Origin of the sequence: Streptomyces deccanensis, from assembly GCF_022385335.1 — a bacterium.
In the GTDB taxonomy this organism is placed as follows: Bacteria; Actinomycetota; Actinomycetes; order Streptomycetales; family Streptomycetaceae; genus Streptomyces; species Streptomyces deccanensis.
The window spans coordinates 1117502-1143838 of record NZ_CP092431.1; the positions used below are offsets into that span (position 1 = coordinate 1117502).

The 26337-nt window shown below is 70.4% G+C and carries 26 protein-coding genes; 15 read left to right on the forward strand and 11 right to left on the reverse strand.

What is annotated here, in order from left to right:
- Position 1: 1 nt before the first annotated feature.
- A complete protein-coding gene (locus L3078_RS05135; RefSeq protein WP_239751194.1) occupies positions 2-541 on the reverse strand; it encodes a GNAT family N-acetyltransferase in 540 nt (179 codons plus the stop codon).
- A gap of 89 nt (positions 542-630) precedes the next feature.
- Between L3078_RS05135 and L3078_RS05140 the strand changes: the two genes are divergently transcribed.
- Positions 631-1023, forward strand: a complete 393-nt coding sequence (locus tag L3078_RS05140; RefSeq protein ID WP_239751197.1) for a VOC family protein — start codon at positions 631-633, stop codon at positions 1021-1023.
- Between the two features lie 56 nt (positions 1024-1079).
- Here L3078_RS05140 and L3078_RS05145 read toward each other — a convergent pair whose 3' ends face one another.
- Complete coding sequence (locus L3078_RS05145; RefSeq protein ID WP_239751199.1) at positions 1080-1628, reverse strand: MarR family winged helix-turn-helix transcriptional regulator; 549 nt, start codon at positions 1626-1628, stop codon at positions 1080-1082.
- Positions 1625-3256: an FUSC family protein gene (locus tag L3078_RS05150; RefSeq protein WP_239751201.1), complete on the reverse strand. Its 1632-nt coding sequence runs from the start codon at positions 3254-3256 to the stop codon at positions 1625-1627. The genes L3078_RS05145 and L3078_RS05150 overlap by 4 nt, the downstream gene beginning before the upstream one ends.
- Positions 3257-3472: 216 nt before the next feature.
- Here L3078_RS05150 and L3078_RS05155 point away from each other — a divergent pair, with 216 nt between their 5' ends.
- The 4 genes from L3078_RS05155 (at position 3473) to L3078_RS05170 (ending at position 6609) form a co-directional block, all read left to right on the forward strand.
- The gene (locus L3078_RS05155) at positions 3473-4027 is read left to right on the forward strand and encodes a DUF5134 domain-containing protein (protein WP_239751202.1); all 555 of its coding nucleotides are present in this window, start codon (positions 3473-3475) and stop codon (positions 4025-4027) included.
- 91 nt (positions 4028-4118) lie between these two features.
- Positions 4119-5060 carry a M56 family metallopeptidase gene (locus L3078_RS05160; RefSeq protein ID WP_239751203.1) on the forward strand — a complete coding sequence of 314 codons (942 nt, stop codon included), beginning with the start codon at positions 4119-4121 and terminating at the stop codon, positions 5058-5060.
- A 134-nt stretch (positions 5061-5194) separates the two neighbouring features.
- On the forward strand, positions 5195-5878 hold the full coding sequence (locus L3078_RS05165) for a phosphatase PAP2 family protein (RefSeq protein WP_239751206.1): 684 nt from the start codon (positions 5195-5197) through the stop codon (positions 5876-5878).
- Between the two features lie 32 nt (positions 5879-5910).
- Positions 5911-6609 carry an HAD family hydrolase gene (locus L3078_RS05170; protein WP_239751208.1) on the forward strand — a complete coding sequence of 233 codons (699 nt, stop codon included), beginning with the start codon at positions 5911-5913 and terminating at the stop codon, positions 6607-6609.
- A 308-nt stretch (positions 6610-6917) separates the two neighbouring features.
- On the opposite strand, the gene L3078_RS05175 is transcribed toward L3078_RS05170, so the two are convergent.
- Positions 6918-8429 (reverse strand): LVIVD repeat-containing protein, encoded by a 1512-nt coding sequence (locus L3078_RS05175; protein ID WP_239751210.1) that lies wholly within the window; start codon positions 8427-8429, stop codon positions 6918-6920.
- 194 nt (positions 8430-8623) lie between these two features.
- On the opposite strand from L3078_RS05175, the gene L3078_RS05180 reads away from it, so the two are divergent.
- Entirely contained in the window at positions 8624-9289 is a 666-nt protein-coding gene (locus L3078_RS05180; protein WP_239751212.1) for a DUF305 domain-containing protein, read from the forward strand.
- Positions 9290-9357: 68 nt separating this feature from the next.
- On the opposite strand, the gene L3078_RS05185 is transcribed toward L3078_RS05180, so the two are convergent.
- Complete coding sequence (locus tag L3078_RS05185; RefSeq protein ID WP_239760212.1) at positions 9358-9834, reverse strand: DUF6214 family protein; 477 nt, start codon at positions 9832-9834, stop codon at positions 9358-9360.
- Between the two features lie 226 nt (positions 9835-10060).
- Between L3078_RS05185 and L3078_RS05190 the strand changes: the two genes are divergently transcribed.
- Positions 10061-11449: a nucleobase:cation symporter-2 family protein gene (locus L3078_RS05190; RefSeq protein WP_239751214.1), complete on the forward strand. Its 1389-nt coding sequence runs from the start codon at positions 10061-10063 to the stop codon at positions 11447-11449.
- A 224-nt stretch (positions 11450-11673) separates the two neighbouring features.
- Positions 11674-11844 (forward strand): hypothetical protein, encoded by a 171-nt coding sequence (locus L3078_RS05195; RefSeq protein WP_239751215.1) that lies wholly within the window; start codon positions 11674-11676, stop codon positions 11842-11844.
- A gap of 229 nt (positions 11845-12073) precedes the next feature.
- Here L3078_RS05195 and L3078_RS05200 read toward each other — a convergent pair whose 3' ends face one another.
- Positions 12074-13378: an SGNH/GDSL hydrolase family protein gene (locus L3078_RS05200; RefSeq protein ID WP_239760213.1), complete on the reverse strand. Its 1305-nt coding sequence runs from the start codon at positions 13376-13378 to the stop codon at positions 12074-12076.
- Positions 13379-13619: 241 nt separating this feature from the next.
- Complete coding sequence (locus tag L3078_RS05205) at positions 13620-14945, reverse strand: extracellular catalytic domain type 1 short-chain-length polyhydroxyalkanoate depolymerase (RefSeq protein ID WP_239751218.1); 1326 nt, start codon at positions 14943-14945, stop codon at positions 13620-13622.
- 363 nt (positions 14946-15308) lie between these two features.
- Between L3078_RS05205 and L3078_RS05210 the strand changes: the two genes are divergently transcribed.
- On the forward strand, positions 15309-16286 hold the full coding sequence (locus L3078_RS05210) for a pectate lyase family protein (RefSeq protein WP_239751220.1): 978 nt from the start codon (positions 15309-15311) through the stop codon (positions 16284-16286).
- Positions 16287-16348: 62 nt separating this feature from the next.
- Positions 16349-17131 carry a pectate lyase gene (locus tag L3078_RS05215; protein WP_239751222.1) on the forward strand — a complete coding sequence of 261 codons (783 nt, stop codon included), beginning with the start codon at positions 16349-16351 and terminating at the stop codon, positions 17129-17131.
- Between the two features lie 149 nt (positions 17132-17280).
- On the opposite strand, the gene L3078_RS05220 is transcribed toward L3078_RS05215, so the two are convergent.
- Positions 17281-17862: an Rv1733c family protein gene (locus L3078_RS05220; protein ID WP_239751224.1), complete on the reverse strand. Its 582-nt coding sequence runs from the start codon at positions 17860-17862 to the stop codon at positions 17281-17283.
- Positions 17863-18097: 235 nt separating this feature from the next.
- Between L3078_RS05220 and L3078_RS05225 the strand changes: the two genes are divergently transcribed.
- Positions 18098-19183: a WD40/YVTN/BNR-like repeat-containing protein gene (locus L3078_RS05225; RefSeq protein ID WP_239751226.1), complete on the forward strand. Its 1086-nt coding sequence runs from the start codon at positions 18098-18100 to the stop codon at positions 19181-19183.
- Positions 19184-19344: 161 nt separating this feature from the next.
- Here L3078_RS05225 and L3078_RS05230 read toward each other — a convergent pair whose 3' ends face one another.
- The 3 genes from L3078_RS05230 to L3078_RS05240 form a co-directional block, all read right to left on the reverse strand.
- A complete protein-coding gene (locus tag L3078_RS05230; RefSeq protein WP_239751228.1) occupies positions 19345-20319 on the reverse strand; it encodes an NmrA family NAD(P)-binding protein in 975 nt (324 codons plus the stop codon).
- Positions 20320-20393: 74 nt separating this feature from the next.
- Positions 20394-21209: an oxidoreductase gene (locus tag L3078_RS05235; protein ID WP_239751230.1), complete on the reverse strand. Its 816-nt coding sequence runs from the start codon at positions 21207-21209 to the stop codon at positions 20394-20396.
- 95 nt (positions 21210-21304) lie between these two features.
- Positions 21305-21874: a TetR/AcrR family transcriptional regulator gene (locus tag L3078_RS05240; RefSeq protein ID WP_239751232.1), complete on the reverse strand. Its 570-nt coding sequence runs from the start codon at positions 21872-21874 to the stop codon at positions 21305-21307.
- Between the two features lie 117 nt (positions 21875-21991).
- Here L3078_RS05240 and L3078_RS05245 point away from each other — a divergent pair, with 117 nt between their 5' ends.
- From L3078_RS05245 to L3078_RS05260, 4 genes are all read left to right on the forward strand, one after another.
- The gene (locus L3078_RS05245) at positions 21992-22456 is read left to right on the forward strand and encodes a winged helix-turn-helix transcriptional regulator (RefSeq protein WP_239751235.1); all 465 of its coding nucleotides are present in this window, start codon (positions 21992-21994) and stop codon (positions 22454-22456) included.
- 242 nt (positions 22457-22698) lie between these two features.
- A complete protein-coding gene (locus tag L3078_RS05250) occupies positions 22699-24042 on the forward strand; it encodes an SCP2 sterol-binding domain-containing protein (RefSeq protein ID WP_239751238.1) in 1344 nt (447 codons plus the stop codon).
- A 52-nt stretch (positions 24043-24094) separates the two neighbouring features.
- Positions 24095-25057 (forward strand): PDR/VanB family oxidoreductase, encoded by a 963-nt coding sequence (locus L3078_RS05255; protein ID WP_239751240.1) that lies wholly within the window; start codon positions 24095-24097, stop codon positions 25055-25057.
- Positions 25058-25233: 176 nt separating this feature from the next.
- On the forward strand, positions 25234-26331 hold the full coding sequence (locus L3078_RS05260) for an NmrA family NAD(P)-binding protein (RefSeq protein WP_275593123.1): 1098 nt from the start codon (positions 25234-25236) through the stop codon (positions 26329-26331).
- The last annotated feature ends 6 nt before the right edge of the window (positions 26332-26337 follow it).

A 26337-nucleotide genomic window follows, 5' to 3' on the forward strand; every position in this document is an offset into this window, starting at 1 on the left:
GCTACGCCAGCTCCTTGACCAGCAGCTCGAACCGCAGGTCGTCCCGCCGCGGGATGCCGAAGCGCTCGTCGCCGTACGGGAACGGGGTCATCCGTCCCGTACGGCGGTAACCGCGCCGCTCGTACCAGGCGATGAGGTCGTCCCGTACGGAGATCACGGTCATGTGCATCTCCGTGGCACCCCAGGTCTCGCGCACGATCCGTTCCGCCTCGGCGATGATCACCTTGCCGAGGCCGGCGCCCTGGAGGGCCGGGCTGACCGCGAACATCCCGAAGTAGGCGTGCGCGCCGCGGTGTTCGAGCTGGCAGCAGGCGACGACCGTGCCGTCCCGCTCGACGGTGAGCAGTCGGCTGTCGGGGGCCTTGATGACCGCGAGGACACCCTCGGGGTCGGTCCGCTGCCCTTCGAGGATGTCCGCCTCCGTGGTCCATCCGGCCCGGCTGGAGTCCCCTCGGTACGCCGACTCGATCAGCGCGACGAGGACGTCCACGTCGGCGTCGGTGGCGTCCCGGAACGTCAGATCGGTGGCGGCGGTGTCCACGGGCTGCTCCTGGTAGATCCGCGGGGCTCGAACACCGAAGAGGGTAGCGACAGCCCGTCCCCGGCGGAGCACCACCTACCCTCGATCGCATGATCCACGTACTGAGCAGCCGCACCCTCCTGCGCCCCACCGACCCGGAGCGTTCCCGCGTCTTCTACGGCGAGCAGCTCGGGCTCCCCGTGTACCGCGAGTTCGGTACGGGCGAGCACCGGGGTGTCGTGTACTTCCTCGGTGGCGGTTTCCTGGAGGTCGCGGGCCGCTCCGAGACGCCGCCGTCGCCCGCGCTGAAGCTGTGGCTCCAGGTCGCGGACGTGACGGCGGCGCACGCGGAACTGCTGGCGGCCGGGGTGGAGGTGCGCCGGCCACCGGTGCGGGAGCCCTGGGGTCTGATCGAGATGTGGATCGCCGACCCGGACGGCACGGAGATCGTGCTCGTGGAGATCCCGGCGGACCACCCGCTGCGCTATCGGCCGGGGATCTGACGGGGCGCACGCCGGCGGCCGGGGTCGGCGCCGCGTCACTCGGGCGCCGGTTCGTCTCAGGCGCGCGGCAGGCCCAGGCGGCCTTCCAGCTGGATGAGCAACTCGCCCAGCAGGACGGCGAGTTCGCGCCGGTCGCCGGTGCCCACGCCGGAGAGCACGGTCTCCTCGTACGCCAGTTGCTCCGGCATGACGCTGTCCACGAGGTCGCGGCCGGTGTCGGTGAGACGGACATGGGCGACGCGCCGGTCGCGTGAGTCGCCCCGGCGCTCGACGAGACCCCGCTCGGTGAGCAGCTTGAGGCGCTTGGTGACGGCGGCGCCGGAGGCGAACGTCTCCCGGGCGATCTCACTGGGCGTCAGCTCGTGGCCCGTGCGGCGCAGGGTGCCGAGGACGTCGAACTCGGGGCGGGTGAGCCCGGCGTGACGCAGGGGCGCGTCCTCGGCCTGCTGGAGGAGGGCGGCACAGCGGTTGACGCGGCCGATGATCTCCATCGGCGCGGTGTCGAGACCGGGGTGCACCGTCTGCCACTGGCGCACCACCTTGGCGACCGTGTCTCCGAGAGCCGCGCCGCTGCCCGTCCCCGCCCGCCCGTTGCCTGCCGTCATGCCCGTGCGCCCTCCGCTGCCTGGAACCCGTGCTGTCGTACCGTCGCCGCGAGCGTACGGTGTCCGGCCTGCTCGACGTGTGTCACCCGCTCCGACGGCAGGGCGCGTTGCCACCATTCGCCGCTCGCGGTGTCGGAGGCGGCACGCAGTTCGACGAGGGCCGCGGCCAGGTCGCGCCGGGCGGCGCGCAGGGCGCCGGGGGTGGCGGCCGGGTCGGCGGCGGTGCGGAGCGTGTGCGCGTGGGCGCGCTCCACGACGGCGACGGAGTGGGCGACCCGGTCGCCGGCGCGCCTGTTGGTGACGACGACCGCCGTGAGGAAGCCGACCAGAGCGCCGACGAGCGTGTCCGAGAGCCGGTCGGTGATCAGCTCCGCGGGGTCGGTGAAGCGGACGAACTCGGTGACGAGGAGGGCCATCGGGGTGACGCAGACGGAGCCGAGCCAGTAGTTGCGGCTGATGAGGGCCTCGGCGCCGAAGGCGAGCGCCAGGCAGCACAGTACGAGCGCCGCCGGGCCGAGGTGGGCGAGCGGGACCAGGGCGGCGAAGGCCGGCACCCCGGCGAGGTTGCCGACGACGCGCTGGACGCCCCGGCTCCAGGTGAGCGTGAGGTTCGCCTGGTAGAGCGAGGCGGCGGTGACGAGGGCCCAGTAGGGGCGGCCGACCCCGATCGCGAGGGAGGCGTACCCGGCGAGGGCGCACCCGAGGGCGGTGCGTACCGCGAGGGGGGCGAGCGGACCGAGCGCACTCCCCAGAGGGGGCCGCCGGGCAGGGCGTCCGTACTCCGCGTCGAGCCGTGCGTCGGCCGCCGGCGCGGGGGCGGCTCGCCGGCGGCGTGCGGCGGCGAGCGGACTCCGGGCGAGAGCGCGCAGTCGGTCGGGGTCCGCCTCGGTGGGCGCGGCGAGTGCGACGTCGGCGCGGACCAGGAGCGCCGCGAGGGCTCGCCGGGGCTCGGTGCGGGGGCCGGCGGTCAGCAGGGTCTGCCAGGCGGTGTGCACGGCGGTCGCGGCGGCCGTGTGGGACCCGGGCCGCTCGGGTGCCTCGACGTGGGAGGCCACCGCGTTCAGCGCCTGGGCGGTGGCGCGGCGCTCCGGACCGTACGGGCGCGGCAGTCCCGGGGCCATGCAGACGAGCCAGGCCCAGGCGCCCGCGACGGCGGCCACGGCGAGATGGCCGGGGACCTGGGCGGGGCTCTGGGGCACGAAAAGGGCCGCCGAGGTGACGAACGTGAAGATGACGTTGGCGGGCGGTCCGATCCGGCTCGCGTCGCACAGGACCTTCTGCGCGGCGGCGAGCAGCGCGCCCACGGTCACCAGCACCACCGCGTTCATGGTGAGCGAGGCGGTGACCAGGGCGACCGCGAGTCCGGCGACCATGCCGAGCACGACCCGGGCGAGGGTCAGGGCGCGGGCCGCGTAGGGGCGGTGGTGGGCGTAGAGCGCGCACAGGGAGCCGGCCATCGCGTACATCGCCAGGTCGAGGCGGTCGAGGGCCAGGAGGGTGAGGTTCGGCGGTGCCGTCGCGACGACCACGCTGAGCGCGGGCTTGAACCAGATCTCCGAGGGGCGGTTCACCCGGAGGACACCGGAGAGCGGGAGCCGGCGGATGCGGGGTGGTCGGACGCTGCGCATGCGACAACCTTAGCTGGTGTTTTACTCGTGAAACATATTGACGGACTGACGGACTGTGGCACTCGTCTCGTGGCGCGCACTCCCGCGCGCTCCCCCGCGTACACCCTTGCGCTCGTATGCGCGCCATCGGGCCCGGGCATGCCCTGACCGACTGTCCGACCTCACTCTCAGCACGACCCATGTCGTCGAACGGGAAGTCGAACGGGGAGGTGCGCGGTGCACGGACCGGTGTCGGCCGGCTGGCTGCTGGTCGCGCTGTGCGCGGTGACCGGGGCGTACTGCCTGCTGCGGATGCGCAGCGCCGTGGAGGAGCAGCGGCGCGCCGCCGGCGGTGAGGCGCTGATGGGGTTCGGCATGGCGGCGATGGCCGTGCCCGCCGCGGCCGTGGCTCCGCCGCGCTGGGCCTGGCTCCTCTACACCCTCGTGTTCGGCGCGGCCGCGGTGCGCGCGCTGTGGGCGGCCCGCGCGGGCGCACACCATCTGCACCATCTGGTGGGTGCGCTGGCGATGGTCTACATGGCCGCCGTCATGGCCCTCGCGCCGGGTGGCGGCCACGGCGGTACGGGGCTGCCTCCGGTGACGGGGGCGCTGCTGGTGTACTTCGCCGGGTACGTGGTGTGGGCGGGGCTCCGGCTCGTGCCCGTACCGGCCGCCGCGCGGACGGGGGTGCGGGCCGGGGGCGCGACGGGCTGGGGAGACCGGCCGGAGCTGGCGCGGGCCTGTCGACTGTCCATGGGCATCGGGATGTTCGCCATGCTGCTGACGGTCTGAACCGCCGCGGACGACGACCGGTCGTGGTCTGCGTCACTTCGGTGGCTCGGCCCGTGTCGCCGTGCGCCGGCGCGCTCATAGGCTGCGCCTCATGATGGTCCCCGCGGCGTTGTTGCTGCTCGGCGCCCTGACCGCCGTCGTCGCCCCGCGACTGCTGGCCCGCGCCGACTGGCCGGACCGTGAACCGGTGGTCGCCCTGTGGGTGTGGCAGTGCGTGGTGGCGGCGGTGCTGCTGTGTTGTGCGCTGTCGATGGCGCTGAGCGCGGCGGCGGCCTGGACGGTGGTGCGCGGGCGGGTGTTCGCGCCCGCGCCGCAGGGGGTCGTGGACGCGTACGCGCTGGACAGCGGCGGCTCCTGGGCCGTGGGCACCGCCGTCGCCCTCGCGGGCGGCGGGCTGTGGACCGGGACGATGCTGGTCCGCGAGGTCCTCGGGGCCCGGCGGGAGCGCCGTCGCCGCCATGCCGAACTCCGGCTGCGCGCCCCGCTGTTGCCCGGCGAGGAGCCGGACGGCGACCGGCTTGTCGTGGTCGAGGGCGAGCGGCCGGACGCCTGGTGGCTGCCCGGCCCGACGCCCCGACTGGTCATCACCACGGCCGCGTTGCGTCGGCTGAAGGGCCGGGAGGTGGACGCGGTGGTCGCCCATGAGCAGGGGCACGCGCGGGCACGGCACCACTGGCTGCTGCACTGTTCGGCCGCGCTCGCGGACGGATTCCCCCGGGTTCCGGTGTTCGCGGCGTTCCGCGACGAGATGCACCGGCTGGTCGAACTCGCCGCCGACGACACGGCCTCCCGTCGCCACGGCCGTCTCACCATCGCCCTCGCCCTGGTCGGCCTCAACGAGGACCGGGGGGTGTTCGGCCCCTGTCCGACCCCCGAGGACCATGTGCCGCAGCGCGTCGACCGGCTGCTCGCGCCCCCGGAACGCCTCACGCCGGCGCACCGGCTGCGGCTGACCGCGTACGCCGCCCTGGTGCCGGCCGTACCGGTGCTGGTGGCTTTCGTTCCCGCGTTGCGGGCACTCGGTAGGTCGTGACATGGCAAAGAAAGGGCCAAGACGAGCCCAAGGACAACGTGCGGCGTGACGGCTTTGCTCCGGTCGCGGGGCGTGACAGTGATCTCACGCCTCGGCATTGGCCCGAGGCCCCGGGAGTCGGCCAGGATCGCTGTATGCACACCCCCACCGTCGACTCGCCGCCCCACCGGCCGTCGACCCACCGCACCGCCCGCGCCGCCGCGGCCTTCGCGGCGCCGTCCTTCCTGCTGCTCGTCCTGGTCGCGATCTCGTGGGCGCCACTCATGTCGCTGGACGAGAGCATCGCGAACACCACCCACGGATGGGCCGTCGACGAACCGGGCGTCACCCACGCGTTCCGCATCCTGACGGACTGGGTCTGGGACCCGGTGACGATGCGTCTGCTGGCGGCGGCCGCCGCGATCTGGCTGGTGTGGCGCCACCGGGAATGGTGGCTCGCCGTCTGGCTGGCGGTCACCTGCGCGGCGGGCACGGCGTTGCAGCAGGCGTTGAAGGCCGCCGTCGGCCGGGAAAGGCCCGCGTGGCCCGACCCCGTCGACTCCGCCCACTACGCCGCGTATCCGTCGGGCCACGCCATGACGGCCACGGTCGTCCTCGGGCTGATGGTGTGGCTGCTGCACCTGTACGGGGCCAGTCGTACCGTCGTGCGCACGGCCGTGGCGGTGACCGCCGTCTCGGTCGTGGGCGTCGGGCTGACCCGGATCTGGCTGGGCGTGCACTGGGCGTCGGACGTGCTGGGCGGCTGGCTGCTGGGCGGTCTGACGATCGCGCTGGCGGTGCTCGCGTACGAGAAGTGGGGCGCGCCGAGGCGTACTTGACCGGGTCCGCGCCGCCACGAAAGATCGACGGCATGACGGTCAAGGGAGTGCTGTTCGACTTCTCCGGGACGCTCTTCCGCGTGGAGTCCACCGAGTCCTGGCTCCGCGCGGTCCTCACCGCCTCCTCGCTCACCCTGCCCGAGGCGGAGTTGGTCCGGGCGGCCGAGGCACTGGAGCGGGCGGGCGCCCTGCCGGGCGGCGCCGTCCCGGCGGAGACGCCGACCGGGGACCTGGCCGCTCTGTGGGCGCTGCGGGACCGGAGCGCCGAGGAGCACCGGGCCGCCTTCACCGGGCTGTCCCGTCGTGTCACGCTCCCCGACCCGACGCTCCACGACGCGCTGTACGACCGCCATATGACACCGGCGGCCTGGAGTCCGTACCCGGACGCGGTCGACGTCCTCGTCGGCCTGCGGGCACGCGGGGTGGCCGTCGGTGTGGTGAGCAACATCGGCTGGGACCTGCGGCCCGTGTTCCGCGCGCACGGCCTCGACCCGTACGTCGACGTGTACGTGCTGTCGTACGAGCACGGCGTGCAGAAGCCGGACCCGCGGCTGTTCGCGATCGCCTGCGCGGCGCTCGGTGTCGACGCGCGGGACACCCTGATGGTCGGCGACGACCGGCGGGCCGACGCCGGTGCGGCGACGCTGGGGTGCGGGGTGCACTTCGTGGACCATCTGCCCGTCGCGGAGCGGCCGGACGGGCTGCGGCGGGTGCTGGAACTGCTGGACTGAGCCGGTGCCGGCCGCCGCCCCGCGAGGGGCCGTGCGTCCGAGTCCCGTGCGCAGGGCGGCTGTTCGTCGCCACCGGACGTCCGTCCCGGACCGTCCCCCGTGCGGCCCGGGACGAACAGCGGCCGGGCGGGCCCACACAGGGTCGCCGCCCGGAAGCGCTGAGTATAGTTCGCCGTTCGTCGATCGACGCGGGAGTTACCGGATGTCCTCGCGCGGCTCCCCGTTCGGCGCGGTCGCCGGGAGCGCGGTGTCCCGCCGGGCCGCGAAGGGCCCGGCGGGACGCGTGACGTGACCGCGTCGCGGTACTTCTACCAGTCGAAGTCGAAGTAGTCCGGCTGCGTCTGCACGTTGAGCTCACTCTGGTGGACCCACTTGGCCGGGTCCGTCCGGCGGTCGTTGATCTTCAGGACGTCGAAGCCCTTCACCATGTCGTTCGAGTAGATGTGGCCGTTGTAGTAGTACGCCGACCAGGTACCGCCGCCCACCAGGGTGGTGGTGGAGATCGGGCCGCGCTCGAAGTACGCGATCTCCTTGGGCTTGGTGGAGTCGGTGAAGTCCCAGACGGAGACACCGCCCTGGTACCACGCCTGGACCATGATGTCCTTGCCCTTGACCGGGATCAGCGAGCCGTTGTGGGCGACGCAGTTCTCGGTGTCGGCCTGGTGACGCGGGATCTTGTAGTAGCTCTTGAAGACGAGCTGGCGCTTGTCCCCCTTGCCGACGATGTCGTAGATGCCGTCGGCGCCGCGGTTCGGGCCGATCGCCTCGTTGCAGGTGGCCGCGCCACCGCCGCCCAACTCGTCGGTGAAGACGACCTTGTTCGCTTTCTGGTTGAAGGTGGCCGAGTGCCAGAACGCGAAGTTCACGTTGTCCTGGACCTGGTCGATGACCTTCGGGTTCTCCGGGTCCTTGATGGAGAACAGGATGCCGTCGCCCATGCACGCGCCGGCCGCGAGGTCCTTCGACGGCAGCACCGTGATGTCGTGGCAGCCGGTGGTCTTGGAGACGCCGGGGTTCGTGGGTGAACCCGGGTTGCCGCCACCGTCCGGGCCCTCACCGGGGAACAGGACCGGGAAGCCCACCACGGCCGCCTTCTCCGGGGACTTGCGGGGCACCTTGATGATCGTGATGCCGTCGTGCGGCGGCTGGCAGTCGGGGAACGAGGCGTTCGGCGAGTACGAGGAGACGTAGACGTAGACGTTCCTGCGCTCGGGCACCAGCGTGTGGGTGTGCGAACCGCAGGCCGTCTCCACGGCGGCGACGTACTTCGGGTTCGCCTTGTCGCTGATGTCGAAGATCTTCACGCCCTCCCACGACGACTTCTCGGTCGCGGGCTGCGTCGTGCTGTTGCAGGAGTTGTCGCTGCGCGAGGAGTCGGTGGACAGGAAGAGCAGGTTCCCGGAGACGGAGATGTCGTTCTGCGAGCCCGGGCAGAGGACCTGGGCGACCGTCTTCGGCGCCTTCGGGTTGCTGATGTCGAAGACACGGAAACCGTCGTAGTTGCCGGCGAAGGCGTACCTGCCCTGGAAGGCGAGGTCCGAGTTGGTGCCCGGCAGCGCGTCCTTGGGGATGTTGGCCAGATGCTGGATGTTGGCGGAATGGACGATCTCGTCCTGGCCGGGGATCTCGCCGGCGGCTATCGCTTCGCGCGCCTCGGCGGCGTCACTCTTGGAGACCTTCTCCCGCACGGCGGGCGAGTCCCCCGGGTCGGGGGTCGCGGCCGCCGGTCCGGCGGTGAGCAACGCGGCCAGGAGGCCGGCCGCAGTCGCGGCGACCCCCAGACGTCTGCGCCGCGTCCGAAGGTTGTTCAACAGGGTCACTGTGTCCTCCCTTGTGGCCGTTCGCGGTTGAACGGTTCGAGCACCTCCGCAGTATCGTCTTCATCATGCACAGATCAACAGACGGCAATGTACTTGTAACGAACAAATTTGATCACCAGCATGCGAAAGCGTGTTAGGAACGTTCGTCAACACTCACGAGGTGTACGCCCGTTGCTGTGTCCCAGGAGGTCACTGTGCTCGTTCGCCGCACATCCCGCGCGCCGCTGGTCACGGCCTCGCTGACGGCCGCTCTACTGGCGCTCGTGGGCTGCGAGTCGGGGTCCGAGGCGGCTCCCGACGGCGGTTCGGACAGGTCGAGCGGGCCGGCGGTGATCGCGCCCGGAAAACCCGGTGAGACCGCTCAAACACTTTCGCCGGAAGAAGTCGAGAAGCAGCGAGCGGAGGACGACTCTCCGAATTCCGCGGACTACGACTACGCGCGCATGATGATCCTGCACCACACCCAGGCCCTGGAGATGACCGAACTCGCCCCCGACCACGCGAAGTCGACCCAGGTGAAGCGGATCGCCGAGCGCATCTCGGCCGCCCAGAAGCCCGAGATCGAGGCCATGGAGGGCTGGCTGAAGGCCCACGACGGTGACGAGCGCGACACGTCGCACGACCACGAGGAGATGCCCGGCATGGCGACCGGGGCACAACTGAAGGAACTCGGCACGCTCGACGGGGAGAAGTTCGACCAGCTGTTCCTGAAGCTGATGATCACCCATCACGAGGGGGCGATCACCATGGCCACGGACGTCAAGGCACAGGGCAACAACATCCTGATCGAGGAGATGGCCGACGACGTGATCGCTCAGCAGACCACGGAGATCAGCAGGATGCGCGACCTGACGCGGTAACCGACCGGCCCCGCCGGGCCCCGGGGTCCGGGGTCCGGGGTCCGGGGTCCGGGGTCCGGGGTCCCAGCTCAGCGGCGGGCGTGACGGGGGCCGAGGAGGCCCTCGTCGCGCGCGCCTGCGATCAGCCGGAGCGCCTTGCGGCGGCTGTGACCGGTCGCGCACATCACCGCGAGGACCGGGTCGTAGCCGCACCGCTGCGCCGCGAGGTACTCCTCGGCCACCATGCGCCGCCCCTCCACACCGCGCGGCCACGCGGGCCGGGCCCGCCGCCCCGGCCCGTGCGAGGTCTGCGGCGGCTCCTCCTCGACGAGGTCCGGCGCGGTGCCGCACGCCGCGAACAGCGGCCCCTCGATCCAGTCGGCGAGCTCCGCCAGGTCGTCCAGGGACAGCGGCGGCTGCGCGCGTACGTCCTCCAGCGACAGCCGGCCCTCGCAGACCACGGCGAGGACCTCGACCCCGGCACCGTCGGGGAAGGAGAGCCGGGCGTTGTACCAGGCGGTGGCGCCGTCGTGCTCCTGCACTTCCCACGCGGGCCGCACGGACACCGCGCCGTCCTGCCAGTGGCGGTCGGAGAGATTGAGAAAAGATGCTTCCAGCACCCACGCAACGTAAACGCATGATCAGATTCTCTGCGCACAGCCACGCGTACCTGGGGCACGCGGCACCCCGACGGCGCAGCATCCCCACCCTCGCCGCAGCGCTCCGCCCCTGGCAAGGAGTGGCAACACAGCTGAAATCAACAAACTGTTCAAGTCGCCTAGGGTCTCGCCCATGGCAACCACCACCCCCACCCACCCCGTGGACGACGTACCCCCCACCCGCCATCTCCTCGCCTTCGGCCTGCAGCACGTCCTCGCGATGTACGCGGGCGCGGTCGCCGTCCCCCTGATCGTCGGCGGCGCCCTGCGGCTGCCGCCCGCCGACCTGGCTTATCTGATCACCGCCGATCTCCTCGTGTGCGGCATCGCGACCCTGATCCAGTGCGTCGGCGTCTGGCGTTTCGGTGTCCGGCTCCCGATCATGCAGGGCTGTACGTTCGCCGCCGTCTCCCCCATGGTGCTGATCGGCACCGAGGGCGGCGGCCTCCCCGCGATCTACGGCTCGGTGATCGTGGCCGGCCTGGCGATCATGCTGTTGGCCCCGGTGTTCGGCAGACTCCTCCGCTTCTTCCCGCCGCTCGTCACCGGCACCGTCATCCTGATCATCGGCCTCTCGCTGCTGCCGGTGGCCGGCAACTGGGCGGCCGGCGGGGTGGGCGCGTCGGACTTCGGCGCGCCGAAGAACCTCGCGCTGGCGGCGTTCGTGCTGCTCGTCGTGGTCGGCGTGCAGCGGTTCGCCCCGGTGTTCCTCAGCCGGATCGCGGTGCTGGTCGGCATCGTCGTGGGGCTCGCGGTCGCCGTTCCGCTGGGGTTCACGGACTTCGGCGCGGTCGGGGACGCCGACTGGCTGGGCATCAGCACGCCGTTCCACTTCGGGGCGCCCGCGTTCCACCTCTCCGCGATCCTGTCCATGCTGGTGGTGGCCCTGGTGACGATGACCGAGACCACCGGTGACCTGATCGCGGTGGGCGAGCTGACGGGCCGTGAGGTGCGGCCCCGGTCCCTGACGGACGGGCTGCGCGCGGACGGCTTCTCCACCGTCCTCGGCGGTGTCTTCAACACCTTCCCCTACACGGCGTACGCGCAGAACGTCGGCCTGGTCGGGATGACCCGGGTACGCAGTCGCTGGGTCGTCGCGGCGGCGGGCGGGATGCTCGTCCTGCTCGGTCTGCTGCCGAAGCTCGGCGCCGTGGTGGCCGCGATCCCGGCTCCGGTGCTCGGCGGCGCGGGCCTGGTGATGTTCGGCACCGTCGCCGCGAGCGGTCTGCGCACGCTCGCCCGGGTGGAGTTCCGGGGCAACGACAACCTGACGGTCGTGGCCGTCTCGGTGGCCGTGGGACTGCTGCCGGTCGGGGTGCCGACGGTGTACGCGGAGTTCCCCGAGTGGTTCCGGACGGTGATGAACAGCGGTATCAGCGCGGGGTGCCTGACGGCGATCACACTGAACCTGCTCTTCAACCACCGCCGGGCGAGGGCCGGTTCAGTCGACGCCGAGTCTGGCGGCCTCCCGGGCGGCGGCGTCGACGAGGGTGTCGAGGAGCCCCGGGGAGAGGCCCGCTAGGCGCCCCCGTGGACCGCCCGCCAGATGCTTCCCGTCGTCCTTCAGTGTCACTTCAGCGACGCGTACGCCCGGTGGTTCAGCCTTCAACTGGTGGTTCAGCCTTCAACTTGGAACCCCGTCCACGCATACGACCTTGCCCAAGCGAAACCGCCTCTTGACGTCACCTGGGACGAGGAGAAGTGTGGAAAAGAAGGTGCAATTCGACACAAATCAGGTGATGCACCATGCAAGTCGCCCTTCGCAAGCGCACCGCCATAGCCGTGTGCGGCTTCGCGCTCTGCGGCGCCCTCGCCGCACCCGCAGCCATCGAAGTGGTATCGGTCATCACCGATACCCAACAGACCCAGGTGGACGAAGCCGAGAGGAAGAAGCCGAAGAAGCCCCCGAGGCGCTAGCAGATCCAGGGCATCGGCCCTGCGAACCTCACGTATCCGGTCGGTCCGCAGGGTCTCCCACCGCGCGGCGCGAACGCTCCCGGCCGGCAGCCGGTCGCGTCCAGCGCGCTCGCCTTCGACGAACGGCACCCCGTATTCAGCGAGTTGGCGGCGACCGTGTCCTGAGCAGTACCACCGCTCGGTCCAGACGGAGTCGGGCCACCGGTACGGGTGTGCGCGCCCGTACGGGTCAGCCGTGCCGGAGCAGACGGGCCGGGACCGCTTCGGCCAGGATCCGGTATCCCTCCGGGTTGAGGTGCAGCCAGTCGCCGTCGTGGAGGCCGGGCAGGAGACGGCTCGGGTCGGCGGGGTCGCGGACCGCGCGGTCGAAGTCGATGACGGCGTCGAAGCGGCCGCTGGTGCGGATCCAGGTGTTGACGGCCTGCCGCGCGGCCTCGCGGTGCCCGGCGGCGTCGTCGTAGGGGGTGTTGCCGCCGAAGGGCAGCAGGGTCGCGCCGTACACGCGGATGCCACGGGCGTGGGCGCGGACGATGATCTGCTCGTAGGCGGCGACGAGATCGGCGGCGACGCGCTGCTGGGCTGCGGGGGTGGCCGCGGCGGTGCCCAGGTCGTTGACGCCCTCGAAGACGATCAGCTGCTCGACGGCGCTGTGGGCCAGGACGTCGCGGTCCAGCCGGGCGAGGGCGTTGGGCCCGAGGCCGTCGTTGAGGACCCGGTTGCCGCCGGCCGCCTGGTTGACCACGGCGATGTGCCGGGTGTCGGGCCGCTGCTGGAGCCGGTCGAAGAGCTGGTCGGGCCAACGGTCGTTGCCGTTGGTGGTGGAGCCCCGGCCGTCGGTGAGGGAGTCGCCGAGGACGGCGATGGCGGTGGCGGCGGGCCGGGACAGCACCTCGACATCGCTGAGCAGATACCAGTGGTTGGTCGGGGTCGCGCCGGGCAGATCCGCGTCCTCGGTGTGGTCGCCGTGCAGCAGGTACGAGGTGGTGCGGGAACCGGGGTGCGAGGTGAGGGCGAGCGAGGCCTGACCCTCCGCCAGGTACGCCGTCACGGTCAGGTTGGTGCCCGGCCGCAGCGTGAAGTCCAGCGGGTCGGACACGACCTGGGCTCCCACCGGGACGGTCGTGGATCCGCCGCCGCCGAAGGTCACCGGACGCGACGAGCCGGGTTCGATCGCGCCGACTCCCGCCCGGCCGCCCAGCGGAAGCGCCACCGTCACGGCGGTCAGGGGCAGCGCGCCGCCGCCGAAGGCGTTGGAGAAGCGCAGCCGGACGCGGTCGCCGCCGGTGGTGACGCGCACGGTCTGCCGCAGGGTGGTGTCCACCAGTACGGCGCGGTCCCCGGTGAACGGTGCCGGCGGCATGTTGCCCGGCTCGGTGAGCTGCGGCATCGCGGACCAGGTGTTCACCCAGCGCCGGGCGGCCGTCGCCGTGTCGCCGGCGCCGGTCCCGTCCGCCCGGTGCGCATCCCTGGCCAAGGCGACCAGGGCGGACGAAGCCACCACGAGGGCCAGGGCGAGCACACAGACGGCGAGCACGGTCGCGAACGGCGCCCTCCCGGACGGCCGGACGGGCTGGGGGCTGTCGATCGGGCGCAAGGACGGTGCCTCTCTTCGGTTCGGGAGGGGTGCGGGTGGGCGGAGACCGTTGGGGCCGGGGTCAAGGCGCCGTGCCGACCGCCCCACCCGGGTGGGGCGGTCGCTCAGCGGCCCACTCGGGTGGGGCGGTCGCTCAGCCGGCCGCCGGGCCGACACGGCCGCCCCGGCGGAACGGTGCGTGTCAACCCGTCGTGCACGCCGTTCCGTTGAGCGTGTACGACGACGGGGCCGCGCTGTTGCCGGTGTGGTTGGCCTGGTAGCCGATGCTGACGCTCGCGCCGGGCGCGATCGCGGCGTTGTACGTGGCGTTGGTCGCGGTCACGGCCCCGCTCGCCGGACTGTACGCAGCGCCCCAGCCGTTGGTGACGGTCTGTCCGGCGGGCAGGGTGAAGCCCAGCTTCCAGCCGTTCACCGCCGTCGTACCGGTGTTGGTGACGGTCACCGACGCGGTCAGCCCCGTGCTCCAGGCGTTGGTGGTGACGGTCACCTTGCAGGGCCCGGTCGGCGGCTGGGGCGCGGGACCGGAGCCGTTGAGGCCGAAGAAGGTGAGGACGCGCTCGCCCATGCCCCAGGCGTAGAGGTTGTGCCCGGTGCCCTGGAGGCTGATGGCCTCGACGGGGGCACGGTCACCGGTGCCGCCGTAGCGGGTGCGGGTCCAGTTGGACTGGGGCGAGTCGGTGGCGGCCGGCGTCTGGCCGACACCGTGGACCTGGGTCCACTGCTTGATCTCCTCGCCGAAGTTGGGGTAGCGCAGCACGTCGTCCGTGGTGCCGTGCCACAGCTGCATCCGGGGCCGGGGCCCGGTGTAGCCCGGGTAGGCACCGCGGACCAGGTCGCCCCAGGCCTGCGGGGTCCGGATGATCGTGCCGTTCGCGCAGTCGCTGTTCCACTCGGAGCCGTTGGTGGTGGCGAAGCAGGCGAAGGGCACGCCCGCGAAGGCGGCGCCGGCGGCGAACACGTCGGGGTAGTCGCCGAGGAGGACGTTGGTCATCATCGCGCCGGAGGAGATGCCGGTGGCGAAGATCCGGTCGGTGTCGGCGTCGTAGGTGCGGACGGTCCAGTCGACCATGGACTTGATGCCCACGGGATCGCTGCCGCCGCCACGGGTCAGGGCCTGCGGGGAGGCGACGTCGAAGCACTTGCTGCTCCGGGTGACGGACGGGTACACGACGATGAACCCGTACTTGTCGGCGAGTTGGGCGTACTCGGTGCCGTTGTACATCGCCGGCCCCGAGCCGGTGCAGTAGTGCACGGCGACCACGATCGCCGGGTTCGCGGTGACGCTCTCCGGGACGTACAGGTACATCTGCAGGTTGCTGGGGTTGGTGCCGAAGCCGGTGATCTCGGTGAGCGCCGCCCGGGGAGCGGCCTCGGCGTCGGCGTTCGCCGCGGCGGCCGCGGGTGTGGTCGGGAGCATGGCCGCGAACAACGCCACGAGCGCTCCCAGCAGTGCGACGAGCACCGACCGGCGCTGTCCGCGCGGCCGGTCGTGGGGGGTGTGGGTCACGTCGTTGTGCCTTCCTGTGGCGGGGGCGGGTGCGACGGGGAGGGATCCGGGTCAGGACGGCGAGAAGGGCATCGTGACATGGACATGGAAGGCATGGAAGCGCTCCCACCCGTCGAAAGAATTCGCTCCCATCGAGCCTCCCGGGTCACCGTGCCCACGCGCCACGCACGGCCGACCGCCCCTACCTGGGGCGACGAACGTCTTTTGCGCAAAGCGTTGACTAGAAAGCGCTTGCCCCCTACGTTCCGTTCAGCGATGTGAACCCCCGGTGGACTGCAGCCACCGCACTCGCGCACAGCGATCAACACCATGAACTTCATTCACGTACATGGCCCGCACGCTCCCCTGAAGGGAAGCACCCGCATGCGTACCGTCCCCCCACGTACACAGGCGCAAAGATCAGCCCTGGTGGCGGCCGCGGCCGCCCTGATGACGGCCGCCACCCTCGCCGTACCGCACTCGGCGGGCGCGGCGGAGTCCTCGCCGATCGGTTTCGGCGCCGGGACCACCGGAGGCGGCGGCGCCTCCGCCGTCACGGTCTCCACGCTCGCCGCCTTCCGGAGCGCCGTCACCGGGAACGCGGCCAAGGTCGTCCGCGTGAACGGCCTGATCTCGCTGAGCGGTCAGGTCGACATCGGGTCCAACACGACGGTGCTGGGCGTGGGTTCGTCGTCCGGATTCACCGGCGGTGGCCTGCGGATCAAGGAGGAGACCAACGTCGTCGTCCGCAACCTGAACATCAGCAAGCCGGTCGCGCCCGCCGACGGGATCACCGTCCAGGAGTCCACGAAGGTGTGGATCGACCACAACTCCTTCTCGGCGGACCGCACCCACGACAAGGACCACTACGACGGCCTGCTGGACATCAACCACGGCTCGGACGGCGTGACGGTCTCCTGGAACACCTTCAAGGAGCACTTCAAGGGCTCGCTGGTCGGTCACAGCGACAACAACGCCTCCGAGGACACCGGCCGGCTGAAGGTGACGTACCACCACAACCACTTCGCCAACGTCTACTCGCGCATCCCCAGCCTGCGCTTCGGCACCGGGCACTTCTACAACAACTACGTGGACGGCGCCGAGACCGCCTGCCACTCGCGCATGGGCGCCCAGATGCTCGTGGAGAACAACGTCTTCCGCAACACGGGAGTCGCGGTCACCACGAACCGCAGCAGTGACGTGGACGGTTACGCGAATCTGCGCGGCAACGACCTCGGTGGGGCCGCCACCGAGATCTCCCGGGTGGGGAGCTTCACCACCCCGCCCTACGGCTACACCCCCGAGTCCGCCTCCTCCGTCGTCGCGTCGGTGACGTCGGGAGCGGGCGCCGGAAAGCTCTGAGAACCGTTCGACCGCTCCATCCCCAACCCCCCATCCGCCCGGACTACAGAAGGAATCGGGACATGACTTCTGCAGCACGTCCGCGCGCCCGCACGCGCGCGCTGACCGGCACGTTCGCCGCGTTCAGCCTCTCGTTTGGCATGATCATGACTAGTGGGGCCACGCCGGCGAACGCCGCCACCTGGCCGTCCGCCAAGGGCAGCCAGCCGGTGTCCTCGACCATCTCGGTGTCCGGCACCCGGGACGGCGGCATGGTGCGCTACTACGGCAGCGGCGAGCTGGCCGGCAGCGGCCAGGAGGAGGGCCAGGACCCGATCTTCAAGCTCGCGCCCGGCGCCACGCTGAAGAACGTCATCATCGGCGCGCCCGGCGCCGACGGCATCCACTGCGAGGGCAACTGCACCCTGCAGAACGTCTGGTGGGAGGACGTCGGCGAGGACGCGGCGACCTTCCGCGGCGGCTCGACGTACACGGTCACCGGCGGCGGCGCCAAGAAGGCGGCCGACAAGGTCTTCCAGCACAACGGGCCCGGCACCCTGAACATCTCCAACTTCGCGGTCAGCGAGTTCAAGACGCTGTACCGCTCCTGCGGCGACTGCTCCACGCAGTACACCCGCAAGGTGAACCTCAGCAACATCGAGGTGACGGGGACGGGTTCCACCGCGCGCCTGGTCGGCATCAACGTCAACCGCGGCGACGTGGCGACCCTGCGGGGCATCACGATCCTCAACGACAGCGGCCGCAAGGTCATCCCGTGCCAGAAGTACAACAACAACGACCCCGCCGGTACGGGCCCCGACAGCACCAACTGCAAGTACGCCACCTCGGACATCACCTACCGGTGACCCCGCTCGTCACCCACCGGTGAGTCCCCCGGCGGCCGGACGGAGCCTCCCCCCACGGGCCTCGTCCGGCCGTCGGCCGTCGGGCGTCGGGCGTCGGGCGTCGGCCATCGGGCGGGGCGGTCACCGTCACGTGCACGCCCCGCCCGGCCTCACCAGATCTTGCGCTCCCAGAGGGGGCCGATCCGCGCCCACTCCTCGTCCCACTGGTCCATCCGCCGCCGCTCCATACGGCCGCGCACGAGCCGGCCGCCCACGAAGGGCACGGCCGCCGCGAACAGACCCGCGAGCCCGCCCACGAGCCCGGCACGCAACCGGGCCTGGGACTCACTGGCGGGCTCGGTGACCAGCAGGCCCTCGGCGTCCGTCCACACGGTGACCCGCGCTCCCATCAGGGTGGCAGGATCGACCCGGGCCTGACCCTCGCGCCCGGAGCCGTCCGGCGCGGTCCAGCGGACCTTCGCCCACACCTTCTCCGCGGCCGTACCGCTCTTGCCGGAGGGCTCCGGCGCGTCCTCCGTGAGAACCGCGCCGACCTGGCGCCACTCCGCGCGCTGCCGGGCGAGACCGGACTCCACGGAGTGTTCGGCCATGAGACCCACGGCCACCCCGCCGAACAGGGTCATCGCCCAGGTGATCAGCACGACCCAGGACTCCAGCCGGTCGGCACGCCTTCTGAGCGGGTTGCGCCGCCATCGCCACAGCCACACCTTCGGACCACGGAATGCCACCATCGGGGGCACCCTCCCTCGCACACGCAGGACTGCCGGACCGCTCTTCCATACGGCGGCGGCCCCCGCCCTGCTCATGCGATGTGGGTCACCCCGCCCGGCCCGCTCGGCGCCGGCCCGGTCCGAATCCGCTCACACACCGGCTGACCTGCGGCGGAGCCGTTCCGAGGGGTGACTGTCAGTGGTGGGGTGCAGACTGGCCGGTGACTGGGACGACGATGTCCGGGAGGTGGCCGGGATGGCTGAGGTACTGCTCACCGTGGGCACACGCAAGGGGTTGTTCATCGGGCGGCGGCGGGGAGGCGCCTGGGAGTTCGACGAGACGCCGTACTTCAACGCGCAGGCGATCTACGCGGTCGCCATCGACACCCGCTCGGACACCCCCCGGCTGCTGGTGGGCGGTGACAGCGCCCACTGGGGCCCCTCCGTCTTCCACTCCGACGACCTCGGCCGCACGTGGACCGAACCGGCCCGGCCCGCGGTCAAGTTCCCCAAGGACACCGGGGCCTCGCTGGAGCGGGTGTGGCAGCTGCATCCGTCGGCGGCCGAACCGGACGTGGTGTACGCGGGCACGGAACCGGCCGCGTTGTACCGCTCCGAGGACCGGGGCGAGACCTTCGAGCTGGTACGGCCGCTGTGGGAGCACCCGACGCGCGGCCGGTGGGCCCCGGGAGGCGGCGGCGAGGGGCTGCACACGATCCTCACCGACCGGCGCGATCCGCGCGCGCTGACCGTGGCGGTCTCCGCCGCCGGGGTGTTCCGCACCGAGGACGGCGGGGCGAGCTGGTCGCCGTCCAACTCCGGTGTCTCGGCGGTGTTCCTGCCGGACCCCGACCCGGAGTTCGGCCAGTGCGTGCACAAGGTGACCCGGGACGCGACGACGCCCGACCGGCTGTACCTGCAGAACCACTGGGGCGTGTACCGCAGCGACGACGCGGGGGCGCACTGGGAGGACATCGGCGCGGGCCTGCCCTCCACGTTCGGTTTCGCGGCGGTCGCCCATCCGCACCGCGGGGACACCGCCTACGTCTTCCCTATCAACGCCGACGCGGACCGCGTCCCGGCCGACCACCGCTGCCGGGTCTTCCGCACGGCGGACGCGGGCAAGAGCTGGGAGCCGCTGGCGGCGGGCCTGCCGACCGAGGACCACTACGGCACGGTGCTGCGCGACGCGATGTGCACGGACGACGCGGACCCGGCGGGCGTCTACTTCGGCAACCGCAACGGCGAGGTGTACGCCTCGGCCGACGACGGCGACAGCTGGCGGCAGTTGCTGTCGCATCTGCCGGATGTGCTGTGCGTACGCGCGGCCGTCGTCGGGTGAGCGGGTGAGCCGATGTGGATGAGCGGGTGAGGATGAGCGGATGAGCGGATGAGCGGACGGGGAGGGTCGCCGGCGCCGTCCGCGAGTGCGCCCTCCCGTCCGTCGAGTCGCCCTGAGTCCGGTCCCGTTCGGCACCAGGACGTTCGTCGTCGATCAGTTCCTCATGCGGCCGCCAGCTTCTGGATGCGCGGGTGGTTCTCCAGAGCCCACCGCACCGTCTTGGGCGGGCGTCCGAGCAGGGTCTCCAGCTGGTCGGTGGTGCCGCGGTAGCCTCCGCCGCCCATCAGCCGGGTCAAGGTCTTCAGGTGCTCAGCGATGTGCGGGAACGCGCCCAGGGCGGGGTCGACATAGGTCTCGTTCCAGGTCTCGACGTCCTCGGGAACGTAGACGACCGGGCGTCCCAGCACGGCCGCGTAGTCCTCCGCGAACCCGTGCATGTCCTTCAGCTCGGGACCGGTGAGGTCGTAGGACTTCGAGATGTGCGGTGCCGGGTCGGTCAGGATCTTCACGCAGAGTTCCGCCACGTCGTACCCGGCGATGGGCGCGAGCCGGTGCTCAGCGAACGGCAGGCGCAGTTCACCCCTGCTCAGCGGCTCCAGCGCCAGCCAGGTCATCAGGGGGTTCTCGACGAACATGGCCCCCCGCACGTTGACGGTCGGGAGGCCGGACCACTCGAGCACCTGCTCGGCGACCCAGTGGGCCCGCTGCTGCGGCGACCAGTCGGCGACGAGCCCGCCGAGCCACGCGCGTCGCTCCTCCTCCGGCGCGGTCATCCTGTCGAAGGTCATGAACGACTGCTCGTACTCGGAGATGTTGACGAACACCTCCATGTCGCCCCGCGCCCGCGCCGCCGCGGCCATCAGGCTGACGGCGTCGGTGTAGTACGGCGACAGGCTCATGCTGAAGTAGATGCGCCGGACGTCCTTCAGCGCGGCGGTCACGTCGGCGACGGTGAGCAGGTCACCGACGAAGACCTCCGCCCCGGCCCCGCGGAGCGAGTCGGCGCGTTCGTCGTCCTGCCGGACGAACGCGCGCACGGGGTGCCCTTGTTCGAGCAGCATGTCGACCATCGTCCGGCTCACCCCACCGATTTCGCCGGCGGCTCCGGTGATCAGGATGGGCTCGCGCTCTGACATCGAGATGTCCTCTGTCTGGTTGGGTGGGGATGTTGTTGTTCGGAAGGTCGGGGGCCGGGGCGGTGGCCCGCGGGTCAGCCCGCCAGACGGTTGATCTTGCGGATCTGCCGGTCGAAGGCGCGGGCGGGAGCGAGGCGGCGCAGGGCGCTCACGCGTCCTGCCATGGGGCCCGCGGTGTAGCGCAGCTTCGGCTTGGCGTCGGTCGCCGCAGCGACGATCGCCCTGGCCACGACGTCCGGTGCGTCACCTCCCCTGATCGCCTCCGCCATCACACGGTCGACGGTCTGCCGCTGCTTCGCGTAGGCGTGCAGGGGCGTGTCGGGCTTCGCGCTGTTGGCCTCGAAGTCGGTCCGCGTGTACGCAGGTTCGACGAGGAGCGACCGGACGCCGTGCTCACGGATCTCGTGATCCAGGGACTCGGAGTAACCCTCGATCGCGTGCTTGGAGGCGGCGTAGACGGCCATGTAGGGCTGGGGCATGAATCCGAGTACGGACGAGACATTGATGATGCGGCCGCGCTTCTGGGCACGCATGTAGGGCAGGACCGCCGTCGCCATGCGCATGACCCCGAAGACATTGGTGTCGAAGACGGCCCTGGCCTGCTCGACGGAGGTCTCCTCCGCGGCTCCCGTAGAGCCGACGCCGGCGTTGTTGACCAGGACGTCGATCCGCCCGAACCGCTCGCTCACCTCCTGGACCACTCCGGCGACCGAGGCGTCGTCGGCGACGTCGAGACTGAGGAACGTCACGCCGGCGAGCGGGGTGACGCGCGTGCTGTCCCGGCTCGTGCCGACCACGTCGAAATCCTCTGCGACCAGGGCGCGAGCTGTCTCCCTCCCGATACCGGACGACGCACCCGTCACGAGTGCCATCGGTCGATTTGTCAGCATCATGACTCCCGCACAACATAGAAACCGATCGGTTTCCAGCATCGTAAACCGATCGGTTTCCGTACGCAAGGGCGGATGACGAGAGGGGCGGCGCGTCAGTTCACGGCAGCGGCGTCGAGCAGGGTGACCACCGTGGGCGCGACGAGACCCGACAGCTTGTCCGCCCCGATTCCCGCGCGGGCACTGGCACCGTCGAACACCAGGCTGAGCTGGCGGGCCACCAGGCCGGGATCGCTCGCCCCGCCCCGCTCGGCCTCGGCACGGAAGAAGGCGGTCAGTTTCTCCTTGACCCCATGCGCGACGCGGCTCGCGGGGTGATCCTGATCCTTCAGCTCGATCTGCGCGGCCAGATAGGGGCAGCCGTAGAACTCGGGTGCACCGGACTGCGATTCCAGCTGCTCGAAGACGTGCAGGATCCGCTCCCTGGACGAACGACCGTCGTCCGCCGCAGGCAGGAGCGCCGCCGCATAGGCGGAGGTACGCCGCTCCAGACTTGCCGCGAGCAGTGCGTCCTTGCTCTCGAACAGCTGGTACATGGAGCGCTTCGACACTCCCGCGGCCTTGCAGAGCGCCTCGATGCCGATGCCGACGCCGTCACGGTAGGTGAGTGTGGCCGCCGCCTCCAGCAGTCGCTCCCTGGGGGTTTGCTTCACTTCGGTGGTCATACCACGAGATTAACCCAAGGAGAAGCAAAAGAAAACCGATCGGTTTCCTGAGGTCGGCAGCCGGTGACCCACCCCCGGAGCCGTCAGTTGCTTGACGCAACGTGTTAGATTCGGAGCATGTTGGGCCGAATGTACGACAGTCAGCTGTGCTCCATCGCCCGGACCCTGGAAGTCGTGGGCGAGCGCTGGACCTTGCTGATCATTCGCGACGCCCAGCTCGGCCTGCGCCGCTTCGAGGAGTTCCAGGACAGTCTCGGCATCGCCCGCAACGTACTCACCAGCCGTCTCTCCAAGCTGGTCGACGACGGCCTGCTGGAGCGGGTCTGCTACCAGGAGCGGCCCGCCCGCTACGAGTACCGGCCGACGGACAAGGCCCAGGCCTTGCTCACCGCGGTGCTCAGCCTGATGCACTGGGGCGATGAGCACGCCCCGCATCCGGCCGGCCCTCCGCGGATCACGCACCACGTGGGATGCGGAGGCAACGTTCGGGAACAGCTCGTGTGCACCCAGTGCGAACAAGTGGTGGGCCCGGACGCCGTACAGCTGCTTCCCGGCCCGGCACTCACCGAGCGGACGGCGTGACGTAGCAGAGCACGCCTTGTTGCCGCCGCCGTAGCCGCCACCACTCGGGTGCTGCCGCCCTTTCCGCGGCTCGGCGTGTGCGCGCTGCCAACTCCCGCTTCATGCAGGTCAGTTGCGGTCGGATCTCTCGGAGAACCCACCGAATGACCATAACTTCTCCATGAGTTGCTCCATGAAACTCGCAAGGCTAGTGTGCGAGTTGCTTCATGAAACTTACCGGCCCAGCCCCCTGAGGTGACTCGATGGCCAAGAACAAGCTGGAAGACCATCCCACCGTCGTTCAAGCCCGCCGGCGCGACCGCACCGCCGCCCGGCCCGCCGAGCCGCTGGACGCATCGTGGCTGCGTCAGTTGTGTCTGGACGCGGGCGCGGACGACGTCGGCTTCGTCGAGATCGACCGGGCCGACATCGCCGACCAGCGAGAGGATCTGAGCGCCGCGCTGCCGGGTGTCCGCACGCTGATCAGCATCGTGACCCGGATGAACCGGGAGAACATCCGCACTCCCGCGCGCTCGGTGGCCAACCTGGAGTTCCATCACACGGGCGACCACACCAACGAGGTCGGTCGGCACGTGGTGGGCGAGCTGGAGGCGGCGGGCGTGCGCGCCATCAATCCCGCGATGGGCTTTCCCATGGAGATGGACAAGTTCCCCAGGAAGGCGTGGGTCGTCTCGCACAAGCCGGTCGCCGTGGCGGCGGGGCTCGGCAAGATGGGTATTCACCGCAACGTCATCCACCCCAAATTCGGCAACTTCATCCTGCTGGGCACCATCCTCATCGACGCCGAGGTCAGCGAATACACCAGGCCCATCGAGTACAACCCCTGCCTGGAATGCAAACTGTGTGTGACAGCCTGCCCGACCGGGGCGATCGCCTCCGACGGTCATTTCAATTTCTCCGCCTGCTACACCCACAACTACCGCGAGTTCATGGGCGGCTTCGGTGACTGGGCCGAGCAGGTCGCCGAAAGCCGTGACGCCCACGACTACCGTTCACGGGTCAGCGACAGCGAGAGCGCCTCGATGTGGCAGAGCCTGTCCTTCGGCGCCAACTACAAAGCCGCCTACTGCATGTCGGTCTGCCCGGCCGGCGAGGACGTCATCGGCCCCTGGCTGGACAGTCGCAAGACCCATCTGACCCAGGTCGTGCGCCCTCTGATGGACAAGGAGGAGACCGTCTACGTCGTCCCTGGCTCCGACGCCGAGCAGCACGTGGCCGACCGTTTCCCCAACAAGCGCACGAAGCATGTGGCGATGAGTCTGCGAGCGGACAGCATCGACGGTCTGGTGGAGGGCCTGCCGCTGATCTTTCAGCGCGAGCAGGCCAAGGACATGTCCGCCTCCTACCATTTCACCTTCACCGGTGAGGAATCCCGGCAGATCACCGTGACCATCCGCGACCGCGAACTCGAGGTCGCCGACGGGCATCACGGTGATCCGGACCTCAGGATCACCGCCGACACCCGCACCTGGCTGCGATTCCTCGCGAAGCCCTCGATGTTGGCGTGGGCACTGGTGCGTCGGCAGATCAAGCTGAACGGATCCCCCCGACTGCTGCGCGACTTCGGCCGTTGCTTCCCGTCCTGATCGGTCAGGAAGAACGCGTCACCGCATCATCCATGATGAATGAAAGGCGATCATGAGCAATCTCAGCACCGAAGTCGAACTCGATCTCGTGGTGGAACACAAGGAGACAATGGCCGAAGGTGTCGTGCAGTTGACGCTGCGCCACCCGGAAGACCGTCCACTGCCGGAATGGCAGCCGGGAGCGCATATCGATCTGGTCCTGCGCGCCGACCTGGTCCGCCAGTATTCCCTGTGCGGGGACCCGGCAGATCGGTCCCGCTTTCAGGTCGCGGTGCTGCGTGAACCGGAGAGCCGTGGCGGGTCGAGCCATGTGCACGACGTACTCAGGGAAGGCGAGTCGGTGCGTGTCCGCGGGCCGCGCAACCACTTTCCGCTCGTGAAGGCCAAGAACTACCTGTTCATCGCGGGCGGGATCGGCATCACACCGATTCTTCCCATGCTGGCGGCTGTCGACGCGACTCGCGCGGACTGGCGCCTCGTCTATGGGGGCCGCACCCGGGCCTCGATGGCGTTCGCTGAGACTCTGCGGCAGGCCTACGGGGAGCGGGTGAGCCTGCGGCCGCAGGATGAGTACGGCCTGTTGGACCTGCCCTCGCTCCTGGGCAAGCCGCAGCGGAAGACGGTCGTCTACAGCTGTGGGCCGGAACCGCTGCTCGCGGCGGTCGAGGCCGGCTGCGAGAAGTGGCCGAGCGGATCTCTGCACCTGGAGCGCTTCGCCCCGAAGCAGGACCTCGCGGCCGGGCCGCGGAGCGGCTTCGAGGTCGAGCTGGCCCAGTCCGGCCGGACGCTGCTGGTCTCCGAGGACATGTCCGTTCTTGAGGCCGTCGAAGCCGCGGGGGTGCCCGTGATGACCTCCTGCGAGGAGGGGATCTGCGGGACCTGCGAGACGAAGGTGCTGTCCGGGGAGATCGACCACCGCGACTCGGTCCTGACCGACCAGGAGCGCGCCGCGGGCGACACCATGATGATCTGCGTCTCCCGAGCCAAGGGCGACCGCCTGGTCCTCGACGTCTGATCCGCCCCGCCGAACGCGGACCCGGCGCCGGCTTCGTCCCGGACTTCCAGAAGCACACTTGCCAGTCGGAAACCGATCGGTGTACGGTGGTGAAACCGATCGGTTTCCAAGGTGCTCCGACGCTCCCGCCCGTTCGCGCGGTGACTGCGTCCCCCCTCTTTCTGGAGTCAAGAACCATGTCATCTCATGCCACCTCCACCATCTTCGTCATCGGCGGTACAGGGGCTCAGGGAATGCCCATCGTCCGGGCTCTCGTCGCCGACAAGAAGTACTCCGTGCGGGTCCTCACCCGGGATGCCACCTCGCCCCGGGCCCAGGCTCTCCTCGCGCTGGGCAACGTCTCCATCCTCGAAGGGTCGTTCGCCGACGAGGAGGTGCTGCGAGAGGGGTTCCGCGGCTGCGACGGGGCCTTCGTGAACATCGACGGGTTCAACACCGGCGAGAAGACCGAGACCTACTGGGCCATCCGCACCTATGAGATAGCGATCGAGGAAGGAATCAAGTTCTTCGTCTACGGAAACCTGGACTACGCCCTCAAGAAGTCGGGCTACGACTCCAGGTTCCGCACCGGCCACTACGACGGAAAAGGCCGCATGGCCGAATGGGTGCTGTTCCAGAACGAGAAGAACAGCGACCGCATGGGAGCCGCGGTCTTCACGTCGGGCCCCTACATCGAGATGGTGATCTCACCACTGACGCCCATGACGCCCAGCGTCGAGGACGGCGTCGTCACGTGGCGAGTCCCGCTCGGCGAGGGGGCCGTTCCGCACGTGGCTCTCGACGACTGCGGGTTCTACGTCCGCTGGCTCTTCGACAACCCGGAGCGGGCCAACGGCATGGATCTGGAAGTCGCCATCGAGCACATGACCTATGCCGACATGGCCGCGGCGTTCGAGAAGGTCACCGGGCATCCGGCGCGGTACATCGACACCGACCTGGACACGTACTGGAACAGCCCGGACCTGCAGGGGATCGCCGATCACCCCGCCGGGTACAACGCCGACCCCGACGACAAGAGCACCATGAGTTTCCGTGACAATTTCACCGGCTTCTGGAACGTGTGGAAGCACGGGATCATCACCCGGGACTACGCCCTGCTCGACGAAATCCACCCCCACAGGATCAGGAGCGCCGAGGAGTGGTTCCGCCGCGAGGACCAGCTGGGCAGGGAATCCGGCAAGGGAAGCCTCTGGGACAGGGTCCAGCCGGAGAACTGGAGCATGGAATCCGCCGTCCTCAAGAGCAGCGCGGACCTCAGGACCGGAAAGCTGTGAACGCCC

Bases quoted from the DNA above. Each gene is read 5' to 3' on its own strand.
- L3078_RS05140 (WP_239751197.1), top strand. From the start codon at position 631: ATGATCCACGTACTGAGCAGCCGCACCCTCCTGCGCCCCACCGACCCG.
- L3078_RS05145 (WP_239751199.1), bottom strand. From the start codon at position 1,628: ATGACGGCAGGCAACGGGCGGGCGGGGACGGGCAGCGGCGCGGCTCTC.
- L3078_RS05150 (WP_239751201.1), bottom strand. From the start codon at position 3,256: ATGCGCAGCGTCCGACCACCCCGCATCCGCCGGCTCCCGCTCTCCGGT.
- L3078_RS05160 (WP_239751203.1), top strand. From the start codon at position 4,119: ATGATGGTCCCCGCGGCGTTGTTGCTGCTCGGCGCCCTGACCGCCGTC.
- L3078_RS05165 (WP_239751206.1), top strand. From the start codon at position 5,195: ATGCACACCCCCACCGTCGACTCGCCGCCCCACCGGCCGTCGACCCAC.
- L3078_RS05170 (WP_239751208.1), top strand. From the start codon at position 5,911: ATGACGGTCAAGGGAGTGCTGTTCGACTTCTCCGGGACGCTCTTCCGC.
- L3078_RS05190 (WP_239751214.1), top strand. From the start codon at position 10,061: ATGGCAACCACCACCCCCACCCACCCCGTGGACGACGTACCCCCCACC.
- L3078_RS05195 (WP_239751215.1), top strand. From the start codon at position 11,674: ATGCAAGTCGCCCTTCGCAAGCGCACCGCCATAGCCGTGTGCGGCTTC.
- L3078_RS05210 (WP_239751220.1), top strand. From the start codon at position 15,309: ATGCGTACCGTCCCCCCACGTACACAGGCGCAAAGATCAGCCCTGGTG.
- L3078_RS05215 (WP_239751222.1), top strand. From the start codon at position 16,349: ATGACTTCTGCAGCACGTCCGCGCGCCCGCACGCGCGCGCTGACCGGC.
- L3078_RS05220 (WP_239751224.1), bottom strand. From the start codon at position 17,862: ATGGTGGCATTCCGTGGTCCGAAGGTGTGGCTGTGGCGATGGCGGCGC.
- L3078_RS05225 (WP_239751226.1), top strand. From the start codon at position 18,098: ATGGCTGAGGTACTGCTCACCGTGGGCACACGCAAGGGGTTGTTCATC.
- L3078_RS05230 (WP_239751228.1), bottom strand. From the start codon at position 20,319: ATGTCAGAGCGCGAGCCCATCCTGATCACCGGAGCCGCCGGCGAAATC.
- L3078_RS05235 (WP_239751230.1), bottom strand. From the start codon at position 21,209: ATGCTGACAAATCGACCGATGGCACTCGTGACGGGTGCGTCGTCCGGT.
- L3078_RS05240 (WP_239751232.1), bottom strand. From the start codon at position 21,874: ATGACCACCGAAGTGAAGCAAACCCCCAGGGAGCGACTGCTGGAGGCG.
- L3078_RS05245 (WP_239751235.1), top strand. From the start codon at position 21,992: ATGTTGGGCCGAATGTACGACAGTCAGCTGTGCTCCATCGCCCGGACC.
- L3078_RS05250 (WP_239751238.1), top strand. From the start codon at position 22,699: ATGGCCAAGAACAAGCTGGAAGACCATCCCACCGTCGTTCAAGCCCGC.
- L3078_RS05255 (WP_239751240.1), top strand. From the start codon at position 24,095: ATGAGCAATCTCAGCACCGAAGTCGAACTCGATCTCGTGGTGGAACAC.
- L3078_RS05260 (WP_275593123.1), top strand. From the start codon at position 25,234: ATGTCATCTCATGCCACCTCCACCATCTTCGTCATCGGCGGTACAGGG.